Source organism: Psychrobacter sp., from assembly GCF_018260395.1.
Lineage (GTDB): Bacteria > Pseudomonadota > Gammaproteobacteria > Pseudomonadales > Moraxellaceae > Psychrobacter.
In genome coordinates this window covers 1-12663 of record NZ_JAGLBC010000066.1, presented here as the reverse complement: position 1 = coordinate 12663, position 12663 = coordinate 1, and the positions used below count along the sequence as shown (strand labels likewise).

The following is a 12663-nucleotide window of genomic DNA, read 5'->3' as shown; positions in this document are numbered from 1 at the left end:
CCGATATTATCAATGCTGGCGCAGGTGATGACAGCATTGTTTATGACAGTGCCGACACCACGATTAATGGCGGTGCTGGCGAGGATACGTTGCTAATTTCAACGGCAGGTACCATTGATTTTAGTACTATCAATGCTGCTGCGTTTGATCAATTGGAAGTCATTGACATGACAGGCAATGGTGTTCAAAAAATAACCAACTTTAAAACCAGCGATTTGCTTAACGTGATTAATGACTATACCTCAGGCACCAACGGTAACCTAATGCAAGATAAAGGTTTGACCATTAACGGCGATACAAACGATAGCATTAGTTTGGCTGGTGGTAATTGGGCTGCCATAACGCCGTCTCCACAAGCTGGCTATAGTGCTTATCAATTTAGCGATGCCAATGGTACCCATCAGTTGCTAATTCAAAATGGGATTGATATTATTTTATAAGCCATAGTGCATAGCGTAGATATCGCCCTACGCAGCAGTGACCACAACCGGCTTTTCACACACAGCAAACCTCTATTAAAAGGGGTTTGTTTTTTTTGGGGTGTAGGGTTAACAAAAATACGGCGTGGGTGCTAATCATTGACTTAATGAGTCCTACCCATGCATTAAGTATTTTACCCACTCAAGTTCTAAATATTAATAGAAAGTATTTTAAAAATAGGTTATCGAGCCGCTAAATAGACATTAAGAATATTTTAAAACCACAAGGTAACCGCACAATAAACAACCATCAATACTATAAAGGCATGCACGTATCGCATGGTTAAAGGTTTGGTAACCAGTCTTCTTAATTGTTGCCCACCTGCTGACCAAAAGCTGATACAGATTAAATTAATAGCCATACACATTATGAGCAATGGCCAATTATTTAGTCCAAACTTGAATTGTCCCAATTGAGCCGCAAACAAATTGCTAGTCAGAATAGCCAAAGTAGGGGCAACCACAGTCATCGTCCATGCTTTAGGATTTAACCACTGAAACAGTACTGCCTCCCAAAAACTTAACGGTAATTCACCAAAACGCTGCTTATTACCGACATTTAAACTTTTGCTTTCAAATGCTAATGTCACTATCTGCGCAAAGTCGCTTTTGGCCATGTGGTAAGCCAGCCATAATAAATAGCCCGTTCCAACTATCTTAATTATCTGCATCAAAGTGGGGTGTTCAACAACAAAACTCGCCATCCCCCAATAGCTCAACCACAACATAATCACGACACCAAAACTAATACCTAGCATATGCCAACGGCACCCCCAATAGCCACGTTTTAGTCCGCCTTGTAGTAACATCAAGTTGTTTGGGCCTGGAGTAATAGAATTTATTATCATAAAAACGGCTAGGGCTGAGACATTACCCTCAATAGTCATCATATCTAATTTCCTTAATAGCTAAAACCTAAAGTCCATTAATTATTTCAACTTCTTATAAGCAAACTATATAACCTATTACCAAATCAGTACCTATACAGAATCAATAACAGTTATCAAAGTGTATAGTATAAAAAATCATAACGATTTAGGAATATTAAATTTTAACGTTTTTGTTCAGAAAATTTACAACCAAACATTTGCTATACAATTTATATAAATGTTAATAAAGTGTTAAGATTAACGTTCAATACAGTTTAATTTAACTATCTATTTAAATGTTATATTGAATGTTAGATGTGAGGTTGAAATTAACCTATTCTTAAAACCACAATCATTAAAACAATAATTTAAAAACCGTAGTCATAAATATGGACAAAGTTATGTCAGAAACTTATAGCCTTAATCCACGCTTAACCAAAACTGAAGCTATTATAGAGTGGATCAATAAGCGCATTGAATGGCACGTTTACAAACCAAATCAGCGGGTACCTTCGGTCAGGAAATTAGCAAAGTTGTTAGGGGTTTCAAGTTTTACCGTGTCTCAAGCATACGAGCAGTTGGTGGCTACCAATGTATTGACGGCCAAGCAAGGCTCTGGCTATTATGTTAATGACTTGATTTTTGAGGAAGCCGTTACAGAAGTAACGTTCAAAGAAGTGGATAAGAATCCTGAAATTGATACCAAGTGGTTAGTACGTCAAATGTTCAGTAAAACGCCACTTGATCGTTCACCAGGCTCTGGTGTATTACCGCTAGAGTGGGTACGAAATGATAAAATGCAGTGGGCAATACGACAAATTACCAATCAGTCGCCTGACTTTATATATAGCTATGGCAATATACAAGGTTTCCTGCCCTTAAGACAGCAACTGGTTCAATACTTAGGTCAGCTAGGCATGCAAACGACTGCAGACAATATCATTACCACTGCAGGTATTTCTCAAGCCGTGTTAATAGTTTCTCAAGTATTGTTAAGCGAAGGGGATACCGTACTTGTTGATGAGCCGGGTTGGTTTTGGTTATCAAGTAGCTTACAGCGTCAAGGACTGAAAGTAGTGAGCGTAAGGCGTGATCATCAAGGCCCTGATATTGAACAAATGACTCAATTGTTTGAACGATATCGGCCAAAGATGTATTTAACCAATAGTGTTCTTCACAATCCAACGTCTTATAATCTGCATCCTGCACGAGTACACCAAGTGCTCAATCTGATTCATAAGTATGATGCTTATATCTTTGAAGATGATTTGTACGCCGCCTTATTACCCGAGGACAATGCGCTGAGGTATTCTAGTCTAGATCAGTTTGAACGAGTGTTTTATGCCACAGGTTTTTCTAAATATATGGCATCAGGTTGGCGAGTCGGCATGTTGGTTTGTCCTGATAAATTCATTGATGATGTCATTGGCGTAAAAACGTTAAGTAATATGACGACGCCAGAGTTTGGCGAGAGAGTAATACACAAGTTATGGACGCATGGCGAGAGCCGTCGTCAACTTAAGAAATTGCAGCAACATTTATATATCGCTCATCAACAGCTACGTCTAAAACTATCCGCTATGGAACTTGAATACCCTGAACACGCGCAGGCGGGTATGTTTGTTTGGATTGATGTTGGATGTGATACCGCAAAACTTGCCCTTAAAGCGCATAATGATGGCTGGCTTATAGCACCGGGGCAACTGTTTAACCCAAATGGTGAATATTCGACATTCTTACGTCTAAACGTTGCGACTACCAGTGATGAGTTTTTGCAGTGGTTGGGGAAGTATATCTCTGATACGAAGGGTTAAAATAGTGAACACACAAATGTAGCTAATCTTGCCATCTGCTTTTATCTTAAGGGTAATTATAAATTTATTTAACAGGTATACTCATATAAGAAGTTATCTAATTATGAATGCTAATTAAGAGAACTAACTATGCCAAAAAGATATCAAGGATCATGTCTCTGCGGACAAATCACCTATAGCGTGACAGGATTAAAAAGTGAAGCGGCAAACTGTCATTGTCGTATGTGCCGTAAATTTCATGGAGCAGCGTTTGGTACGTTAGTGCCTGTAACGGGCTTAAGTTGGCTAACGGGTACAGAGTTGTTAAAAGAATATACAGCGGAAAATGGTACGACAAGAACCTTTTGTTCAAACTGCGAATCGAGTATAGGGTTTAGGGTAGGGGGTGCAGCAGTTGAAGATATAGAACTTGCTATAGCCACGTTTGATGAAGATATTCCAGTAATTGTTACTGCCCAAATTTATACATATTATAAAGCGAGTTGGTACAATCTTAGCGATTCTATTAAAATATATAGTGAAGGGACTGGACATTAGATGTTTATGATCTATATATCCTATACAAATAGCAACAACAAGCTAGAGAGAAAATATTATGATTAAAAATGGAATGCGACCAATTCATCCTGGTGAAGTTTTGAGAGAAGATTTTCTTGAGCCTCTTGATATTAGCGCCAATGCTTTGGCTAATCATCTCGGTGTCACGCCAGCTCGTATCAATGAAATTGTTCGTGAAAAGCGGGGCATAACTGTGGGTACAGCATTGCGACTGGCTAAATATTTTGGGGGAAGTGCGCAGTTTTGGTTGAACCTACAATCTACCTATGAACTAAGGTTGATTGAAAGTCAGAACCCATCCTTTTTAGATAGTATTGAGCCTATTGAAGATTCTTAATGGTTTTATCGACAAACTATATTAATTTGTTCACTTCGTTACTTATAAATCAAACGCTCGGCATAGCTATCTAGAGAAGAATTGCGGTCTGAATGTGTTAAGTCATCGTTTTTAATTTTTAATTCATTAGGCAAATCGACCCAGTAAGTATCAGGATAACTTTGAGCTAAATAAGACTTCAAATAGTCTTTGGTGCTATCCACAATCTCTACGTCAGGTTCATAATTTGACGCTAAATGCTTGTCAGGTTGCCAATGGTTGTAAATGAGAGCATGTAGTTGCAGTGAACGAGATTTGATGGCTTCAATGCTCAATATTGTATGATTTATACTGCCCAATCTGCCAGAAGTAACCAAGATAATAGGATAATTTAGTCCCGCAATATAATCCAAAGTTAATAACGAGTCAGTAAGTGGCACCATAAGCCCGCCAGCGCCTTCTAAAAGCACAATGTCATAATTTTGTATCAGCGTATTGGTTGCATTAGTAATGTGTTTAGGCTCAATTATTTTATTTTCAAGTTTTGAAGCTAAATGAGGCGAGGCGGGCTTTTGCAATACATAGGGACAAGTCGTCATATCGATATCTTGCGACTGTAAATCAATACCCATTATCTCTCTATGCGTCATTATATCTTCAGAGATGCCGTTACATCCTGTTTGCACCATCTTTTGAGTGATGATTCTACAGCCTTTATGATGTAAAACTCTAGCTAACCTGCCAGTGGCGATGGTTTTACCAATATCTGTATCAATGCCAGTTATGAAATATACACTCATAATTTGGTAACTCAATGTTTATTAACTCAATAGAATAATTATAGACGTATTCATAATCTAATTCTTCACACATTAAAGCGATTTAAAATAGTCTATTAAAACCTGCTTTAACCTATTACATAGCATGAATACTTCTTTATCCTTCATGATTATTGGCGGCATAATATATACCAATTTTCCAAAGGGTCTAATCCATACCTTATTTTCAATCAACAAGTGCTGAAATCTTGGCATATCTACGGCATCAATCATTTCAATTATGCCTATAGCACCAAGGATGCGCACATCAGCTACCTGATCAAAAGCTTTCAATGGTTGCAAATTTTGATTAAGTTGCTGTTCAATAAGTAACGCCCGTTTGGGGTAATCATGCTCGATAACTAGCTCAATTGACGCTAATGCCACAGAACAGGCGAGGGGATTGCCCATAAAAGTAGGTCCATGCATTAAAGCAGAATATTCGCTATTGGCAATGCATTCAGCAACATGACGTTGACATAAAGTGGCGGCAAATGTCATGTAGCCACCCGTCAAGGCTTTTCCCACTGTCATAATGTCTGGTGAAATATCTGCATACTCGCAAGCAAACATTTTACCTGTACGACCAAAACCTGTTGCAATTTCATCTGCAATCAGCAATATGTCATATTTATGACATAATTCACTTAGAATTTTAATATATTCAGGGTTATAAATACGCATACCGCCAGCACCTTGAACCACGGGTTCAATAATAAAAGCGGCTATATTTTGCTGATTTTGTTCAAAAAAGTCTGCTAATTGATTTTTAATATCATCATCTAAAGGTGTCTCAAATCCAGATTGGGGCTTATCAACAAATAGCTGTATGGGCAACTGTTTGCCATAAATACTATGCATACCTGTAACAGGGTCACAGATACTCATGGCATGCCAAGTGTCACCATAATAGCCAGATCGGGTGGTCGCTATTTGATTGCGTTTTGGATTATGTTGCGCCAATTGATACTGTAGAGCCATTTTTAGGGCAACTTCAACCGCAATACTGCCGCTATCTGCATAGAATATCGCATCGAGACCATTGGGTACTATAGTAAGAAGTTTTTGACCCAAATCAATGGCAGGCTGATGTGTAAGGCCGCCAAACATGACATGAGCCATACTAGACAATTGAGCGCTAATAGCAGTATTTAATTTAGGGTGATTATAGCCGTGAATTGCTGCCCACCAAGATGACATACCGTCAATAAGTTTTATACCAGACTTAGTATATAAATAAACACCGTTAGCTTTATCAATGACTAAGTTAGGATATGCTGGCGGTAAACTTGCATAAGGATGCCACAAATGATTATGATCAAAGTCATCTAAGTTTTGGTTTAATAAATTGGAATTATTATTTGGCATAGTGTCTAATCGTTAAATGTCTTAATAAATGTTTTAGTAACGCAATATCAAAACATATTAGCATTTATGACAATAGTTAGGGACGCAACATATTTATAGTTATAATATTAAAAGAGAATCATCATAACGCAATTTAAATCATGTAAAGCTAGAAATTAAGTCTATTATGAAATCATAAAACCGGTTGGCTTGTTTTCGCATAATGTATATTATGTTAAATAAACAATGTTTAAGTAATTGTCTATCTATGTTTTATTTCGCTGATACGTATGCCTCTTGGCAACGAGGCTCTAATGAAAACACCAATGGTCTCATTAGAGAGTATCTGCCTAAAGGTTGCGACTTTACTCAGGTCAGTGATGATTAGGTTCAGTTCATTGAAAATAGACTCAATGAGCGTCCAAGAAAACGATTAGGGTTTAAATGCCCTAATGAGGTATTCTTTAATAACATATAACGTTGCACTTGGTCTGTTAATCTAAGAATTTATTAAAGGTATATCAATAACAAAAAAAACGGCCAATTATGGCCGTTTTATTTAAAGTAAACAGTATTTATCGTTAACTATTTTATTTTTTTATTTAACTGTTAACTTAGCACTACTTCTTCTAATTACGCATGTTTTTTAGCAGTTTTAGAATGACTAGATTTAGCAGGTGCTTTATGTTTAACAGTAGTGACCTTTTTAGTAGTCGCTGCAGTTTTTGGCATTGTTTTGGTAGTTGTGGTGCTTGAAGCTGGAGCTGAAGTAGTGGTAGGCGCTGCAAAGCTGACTGTAGCAACAGAACTGGCAAGAACAACGGCAACTAAATGACTTAATTTCATAACAATATCCTTTGATTAGTTTGATTGAATTAAACGTACAGAGAAATGTTTTTTAGTTCTTCTGTTCGTTGAGGCTATTATCAATGATTTGACTTAGTCTAAACTTAGTAACTTGAAGTTTTTTTGAAGTAATTGTTGTAACCAAGTAACTCTAATTGACGCTATTTAAGGCCCCCATTGAACCGTTGCCACTAATCCTATGATACTTTTGGGTTCATTTTTATCATAGCAGTTGGTTAAAATTAATTTGCCTCCCCTGTTATTGATGATATTTTGAACAATGGATAATCCTAATCCGAAACCTTCACTATGTAAGTGATAATCCTTTTGATAATGCGCAGTTGAGCGATAAAATGGTTCAGTTATTTTGCTTATTTCATGTTCAGGAATGCCTGGACCACTGTCTTTAATTTGAAAAATAACTCGCTGGTCTTTTATGTCAAGGTTTATAACTATTTGACCTTTATTGGGCGTATATTTAATCGAATTTTCAACTAAATTTTGTACTATGAGTTTAAACTCTAATTCACTTACTGGAATAGGAATATCTTTAAGAGTACCTACTCCTAAGCTAATTTGTTTACTATCAGCAAGAGGATAACAATCAATCAAAACATCCTCTATCACTCGACTTGGAGAAAACTGATATAAGTTATCATCAGTTTGCACCCCTTGTTCAATTTTTAATAACAATAAAAGCTGATTCATTAGGTGACTAGTGCGTTTGATGCTAGCAAGTAAGGTGTCTATTTTTAGTTGGTAATCTATTTGATTTGGATTTATGTTTTTTAATTGTTCTGCAAGCAATAACACTGAAGTCATCGGTGTACGCAATTGATGTGAGGCATTGGCTACAAAGCGTTTATTCATTTTCATACTTTGTAGTAAATGCTTGATTTGACTTTGTATTACTCTCAAAAAGGTTTGAATTTCTGTTGGTAATTGGTTTATATATTCTTCATCCTTGAGTAAAGATAAACTATTGTCTGATAGCAAAAATGTGTGTGCGTAATTTGTTGAATCACTTAAAGTCTTAGTAATTTCTCGCAGGGGCAAAAATAATCTATTGATTACCAATAATAAAACCACAGCCAATAAGGGTATAAGCGTTAACATCGGAATAAGAATGTGCGTTGCGCTATTCCACGCTAAAATATCTCGAATATCAGCTTTTTCAGCAATTATAATTCGTTTATTTGACAAATGTTTTTTTGCACTAGATGACAATTTAGAAGACTTGGTAATTGGTCCTGTACTTAAATAAACCCTCCATTTAATAAGTTCATAATTACTGTTTGTACCCTCTACGTCATACAAACCATCTGGTAACTTTCTTAAATGATCTAGCTCATCTGCACTAAAATAAGTTTTTAAATGCTTGTCAGTTAGCCAATATATAATAATAGGGTTATCAACTGGATCAGACTGCCATAGCTCCAAGTCATCTTCATCTAGATTCGTATTTGAGCTATTTAATTGATCTTCTCCATAGTTTAAAGTAATTGTTTTATTTTTATTAGACAAGGTTAAATCATGGCTTTTAGCAAGATTGACAAGGCTAGTTAATTTAGCATCTTGCAATTTTTGGGCTTGATGATAACTTTGCCAAGCTGAATAAGTTGCGACCAACACTGTAAATATCAATGCAACAAAAATAACTGCACCAATCAATCGCCATTGTAGTGTATTTCGCGATTTTTGGATAAGCAACCCTATAGAGTGATTAGACATATTTAACTGGCCTTATCTACAAACCAACCTAAGCCCCGAATATTTTTTATAACATCACTACTTAGTTTTTTTCGGAGGCTATGAATAATAAATTCAATAACATTACTTTCAACATCACTGTCCCAAGCATAAATTTTTTCCTCCAATGCGTGACGCGATAATACTTTTCCCGCTGAACTCATCAATGCATATAGCACAGAATATTCTCTATTACTTAAATATATCCATTTATCTTTATAATGAACTTGCCTACTGTCAAGATCAAGTTTGATAACATCGTTATATAGTATATTTGATTGATAACCTAATTGGCGCCTTTTTACTGCTCGAATACGCGCCAATAATTCTGATAGATCAAAGGGTTTTACTAAATAATCATCTGCTCCTAAATCAAGGGCTTGTACCCTTTCTTGAACGTTATCATTTGCAGTAATAATAATAATAGATAAATCCTTTGAATAAGCTTGGGTACGTGCATGACTAATGAGACTTATACCATCTTTAAACGGTAGATTAATATCAAGTAAAGCAACGTCATAGGTGTTATCTTGTAAAGCTATGTCCGCTTGTTTGCCATCTGTCACCCAGTCTATTGCATCACCGTGAACTTCAAACGCTCCTTGTAGAGCCTGACCAATTCGCAGGTCGTCTTCTGCTAGTAAAATACGCATAATTGCTACTTGTTATTGAAATTTGATAAAAAAATCCTTAAAACTTGAAAATTAAAAAAAACTTGTCCTGAAATAAAAAAAATTGAAGTAAGTTTATGAAACCCACTTCAATGATTACCTATTAACTATAATATTCCTAATTCTATTATAAAACTACTTTTGTTATTCAAGAATAAGCTATTCTAGGATAAATTTCATAAGTAAAATTATAGTAATTATCCAAACAGGAACACTGATTTGAGACATTTTGCCAGTGATTAGCTTAACTGCTGTATATGTTATAAATCCTAACGCTATACCATTTGCAATTGAGAAGGTTAAAGGCATCAATATCAATGTTACTGCTGCTGGAGCCGCCTCTGTCAAATCATCCCAATCTACATCTATTAACGTATATAACATTAACACTGCTACATAGAAGATTGCACCGGCTGTTGCATACGCTGGAATCATACCAGCAAGGGGCGCAAAGAATAAACTAAGTAAGAATAATACCCCCACTACCACAGCCATTAAACCGGTTCTTCCACCAGCTGCAACACCAGCAGTACTCTCAACGTAACTGGTCGTTGATGAAGTTCCTAATAAGGCGCCAGCTACAGTAGCGCTTGAGTCCGCCAATAATGCTTTACCAAGATTGGGTACCTTTTCGTCTTCTTTCATTAGCCCTGCCTTTTTGGTCACGGCTATTAAGGTTCCAGAAGTATCAAATAGATCAACAAACAAGAAGGCAAATATTACACTAATCATACCAATATCAAAGGCACCTGCAATATCTAATTGCAATAAAGTTGGTGCTATTGGTGGTGGCATAGATAACAAACCACCATAGGATACTTCGCCAAATATTAGCCCTAATATAGTGGTTAATAGGATGCCTATCGTGACAGCGCCAGGCACCTTATGATAGCTTAAACCTATAATCACGATAAAACCTAGTATGGCCATTGCTGGACCAAATGTCGTTATCTCGCCTAATGATACGAAAGTGGCTTCATTTGCGACTACAATTCCCGAATTTTTTAGTGCAATAAATCCTAAAAACGCCCCAATACCCGCCACTATACCTTGCTTCAATGAATGTGGTATGGAGTCAATCACCCATTCACGAATCTTAAATAAACTTAGTAAGACAAAAATACATCCAGATAAAAAAACAGCACCCAAAGCAATTTGCCAAGTGTGCCCCATACCTATGACTACCCCATAAGTAAAAAAGGCATTGAGTCCCATGCCTGGGGCAAGCGCTAATGGCAATCGGGCGTACAAACCCATAATAAAACAGCCAATAGCAGAAGCTAAACAAGTCGCAACAAACACTGCACCATGATCCATACCTGCGTCAGATAAAATCATAGGGTTAACAAAAATGATATAAGTCATCGTCAAGAAGGTAGTAATACCTGCCACTACCTCTGTCTTTATACTGCTACCGTTTTCGGATATACCGAAATATTTATCTAATGCGCTCATATTGAATCCTAATATAGGTATGACAGATTTAAAATTGCTATCCTAATCTTGAAGCAGCAATATGTATACCACAACTTTACAAAAATTTTTAGGTTTAGTGGCATATATATTGCTACAAGCTTGTTTATAAACCTAACCAAGTAGTCAACTTTCGTTAAATAAAAAAGAATATAATTATATAAATATTTTACTTTAAATAAATAGTGTATTTTAAAAATATATATTATACCTAGATAGTCATAAATATGTTGCTAACATAATGTTGTAATAAAGAGTGCTAAATGATTGAATTTAAATTAAATAATGTTGACTACAGTCTTAATAGTATCAATCCAAATACCACTGTTCTTGAATTTATCAGAACTGTCATAGGTTTAATTGATGTTAAAGAAGGCTGTGCGAGTGGCGATTGTGGTGCATGCACTGTGATGGTTCTTGATATAAAGTCGTCAAATATAGACTCTCCCTTTTATACTATCAATACGTGTATTACCCTGTTGTCTTTGATGCACAATCAACACCTATTTACCGCTTCATATTTAGCAGACAATCCCAATCATCATCCTGATAAAGCAATTCTGCACCCGGCTCAGCAGGCTTTAGTTAATTGTCATGGTTCGCAATGTGGGTTTTGCACCCCTGGTTTTACTTTATCACTGGCTTGTTTATATGAAAACTGGAAGCAAGCTAAAGTTTTGGAAGATAAACCTAAAGGCCAATATACCGGTCAAGCTACTGAGCATGATAAAGACGAGAAAACCACCATAACGGATGAAGAAATTATAAGTGCCATATCTGGAAATTTATGCCGCTGTACTGGCTATCGACCAATTGTTGATGCGGGTAAAAAAATGTTTGAACTAGATCCCGCTAAAGTTATTCAAACAAAACTATCAAAATCGTTTTTAATAGACTCTGCAGAAATTAAATCTTCTAAACTAAAATCTTCAGAACCGATAGACAATAAGGATGTTGAAAATAAATTTAACAATAAAGACAGCTATCCTTATTTAATATCAGCCTTAGATAAGGACGGGAACAAATTATTTATCCCACATACGCAAGCCGATCTCAATCATTTAGTCGCCTTGTATCCTAATGCGATTTTATGGGCAGGTGGTACAGATTTAGGATTAAATATTACGCAAAAATTTGTAGACTATACTCACATTATTCAGTTGTCAGCTGTTGATAAGCTTAAGCAATGGCACCTTCATATAGATGCAGATAGTCCTGTTAATCCGAAGAAGCATATATTAATAGTGGGTGCTGGCATGACATATCAGCAGTTATATCCTGTTCTTGAACAATACTTGCCCTCTTTTGCTAAGATAATAAAACGTATTGCCTCCACGCAGATTCGCAATATGGCTACTATCGGTGGAAATATCGCCAATGCCTCACCCATTGGTGACTTACCCCCTATACTGTTAGCTTTAGATGCAAGAGTGCATATTATACATTGTAGATCTAAACCTAATAGCGTATCTAAAACTCATTGCTCATCTAATCCTGACAATACATCAGATTATATTTATTCAATTAGTACAACTGAAAATACTGAAACTACTGAGGATTTTATTCCAATAAGTGAGTTTTTTTTAAGCTATAAACAAACCAAGCTTAATCCAGGTAGCTATATAGCCGCTATTCATATTCCACTTTTGTCAGACAACCAGCATTTAATTATTCTTAGATTAACACATGAAGTGCAATATCAAATGACAGGTGAAAAAAAGAC

Annotated in this window: 11 protein-coding genes and 2 pseudogenes; 6 read left to right on the top strand and 7 right to left on the bottom strand. The window is 36.2% G+C overall.

What is annotated here, in order from left to right; all coding sequences use genetic code 11:
- Positions 1 to 440 (top strand): annotated as a pseudogene (locus QZ265_RS06500) (hypothetical protein); the annotation flags it as partial.
- Positions 441 to 694: 254 nt separating this feature from the next.
- On the opposite strand, the gene QZ265_RS06495 reads toward QZ265_RS06500, so the two are convergent.
- Positions 695 to 1369, bottom strand: coding sequence for a LysE family translocator (locus QZ265_RS06495; protein ID WP_296404558.1), 675 nt, complete (start codon positions 1367 to 1369; stop codon positions 695 to 697).
- 380 nt (positions 1370 to 1749) lie between these two features.
- Here QZ265_RS06495 and QZ265_RS06490 point away from each other — a divergent pair, with 380 nt between their 5' ends.
- The 3 genes from QZ265_RS06490 (at position 1750) to QZ265_RS06480 (ending at position 4057) form a co-directional block, all read left to right on the top strand.
- Complete coding sequence (locus QZ265_RS06490) at positions 1750 to 3162, top strand: PLP-dependent aminotransferase family protein (protein WP_296404556.1); 1413 nt, start codon at positions 1750 to 1752, stop codon at positions 3160 to 3162.
- 129 nt (positions 3163 to 3291) lie between these two features.
- Complete coding sequence (locus QZ265_RS06485) at positions 3292 to 3699, top strand: GFA family protein (RefSeq protein WP_296404554.1); 408 nt, start codon at positions 3292 to 3294, stop codon at positions 3697 to 3699.
- A gap of 58 nt (positions 3700 to 3757) precedes the next feature.
- On the top strand, positions 3758 to 4057 hold the full coding sequence (locus QZ265_RS06480; RefSeq protein WP_296404551.1) for a HigA family addiction module antitoxin: 300 nt from the start codon (positions 3758 to 3760) through the stop codon (positions 4055 to 4057).
- A gap of 38 nt (positions 4058 to 4095) precedes the next feature.
- Here QZ265_RS06480 and bioD read toward each other — a convergent pair whose 3' ends face one another.
- Both bioD and bioA read right to left on the bottom strand, forming a co-directional pair.
- A complete protein-coding gene (gene bioD / locus QZ265_RS06475; protein WP_296404549.1) occupies positions 4096 to 4836 on the bottom strand; it encodes a dethiobiotin synthase in 741 nt (246 codons plus the stop codon).
- Between the two features lie 72 nt (positions 4837 to 4908).
- A complete protein-coding gene (gene bioA, locus QZ265_RS06470; protein ID WP_296404547.1) occupies positions 4909 to 6222 on the bottom strand; it encodes an adenosylmethionine--8-amino-7-oxononanoate transaminase in 1314 nt (437 codons plus the stop codon).
- Between the two features lie 274 nt (positions 6223 to 6496).
- Between bioA and QZ265_RS06465 the strand changes: the two are divergent.
- Positions 6497 to 6679 (top strand): annotated as a pseudogene (locus tag QZ265_RS06465) (IS30 family transposase); the annotation flags it as partial.
- 155 nt (positions 6680 to 6834) lie between these two features.
- On the opposite strand, the gene QZ265_RS06460 reads toward QZ265_RS06465, so the two are convergent.
- From QZ265_RS06460 to QZ265_RS06445, 4 genes are all read right to left on the bottom strand, one after another.
- A complete protein-coding gene (locus QZ265_RS06460) occupies positions 6835 to 7047 on the bottom strand; it encodes a hypothetical protein (protein ID WP_296404545.1) in 213 nt (70 codons plus the stop codon).
- Between the two features lie 165 nt (positions 7048 to 7212).
- The gene (locus tag QZ265_RS06455; protein ID WP_296404543.1) at positions 7213 to 8778 is read right to left on the bottom strand and encodes a HAMP domain-containing sensor histidine kinase; all 1566 of its coding nucleotides are present in this window, start codon (positions 8776 to 8778) and stop codon (positions 7213 to 7215) included.
- A 2-nt stretch (positions 8779 to 8780) separates the two neighbouring features.
- Entirely contained in the window at positions 8781 to 9449 is a 669-nt protein-coding gene (locus tag QZ265_RS06450) for a response regulator transcription factor (RefSeq protein WP_296404542.1), read from the bottom strand.
- Between the two features lie 177 nt (positions 9450 to 9626).
- Entirely contained in the window at positions 9627 to 10922 is a 1296-nt protein-coding gene (locus QZ265_RS06445; RefSeq protein WP_296404540.1) for an NCS2 family permease, read from the bottom strand.
- Between the two features lie 281 nt (positions 10923 to 11203).
- On the opposite strand from QZ265_RS06445, the gene QZ265_RS06440 reads away from it, so the two are divergent.
- Positions 11204 to 12663, top strand: a 1460-nt coding sequence (locus QZ265_RS06440) for an FAD binding domain-containing protein (protein WP_296404538.1), incomplete at its 3' end; no start/stop codon positions are given.

What these genes read in the sequence shown, in the direction of transcription:
- QZ265_RS06495 (WP_296404558.1), bottom strand. Translation starts at nt 1,369, where the DNA reads ATGATGACTATTGAGGGTAATGTCTCAGCCCTAGCCGTTTTTATGATA.
- QZ265_RS06490 (WP_296404556.1), top strand. Translation starts at nt 1,750, where the DNA reads ATGTCAGAAACTTATAGCCTTAATCCACGCTTAACCAAAACTGAAGCT.
- QZ265_RS06485 (WP_296404554.1), top strand. Translation starts at nt 3,292, where the DNA reads ATGCCAAAAAGATATCAAGGATCATGTCTCTGCGGACAAATCACCTAT.
- QZ265_RS06480 (WP_296404551.1), top strand. Translation starts at nt 3,758, where the DNA reads ATGATTAAAAATGGAATGCGACCAATTCATCCTGGTGAAGTTTTGAGA.
- bioD (WP_296404549.1), bottom strand. Translation starts at nt 4,836, where the DNA reads ATGAGTGTATATTTCATAACTGGCATTGATACAGATATTGGTAAAACC.
- bioA (WP_296404547.1), bottom strand. Translation starts at nt 6,222, where the DNA reads ATGCCAAATAATAATTCCAATTTATTAAACCAAAACTTAGATGACTTT.
- QZ265_RS06460 (WP_296404545.1), bottom strand. Translation starts at nt 7,047, where the DNA reads ATGAAATTAAGTCATTTAGTTGCCGTTGTTCTTGCCAGTTCTGTTGCT.
- QZ265_RS06455 (WP_296404543.1), bottom strand. Translation starts at nt 8,778, where the DNA reads ATGTCTAATCACTCTATAGGGTTGCTTATCCAAAAATCGCGAAATACA.
- QZ265_RS06450 (WP_296404542.1), bottom strand. Translation starts at nt 9,449, where the DNA reads ATGCGTATTTTACTAGCAGAAGACGACCTGCGAATTGGTCAGGCTCTA.
- QZ265_RS06445 (WP_296404540.1), bottom strand. Translation starts at nt 10,922, where the DNA reads ATGAGCGCATTAGATAAATATTTCGGTATATCCGAAAACGGTAGCAGT.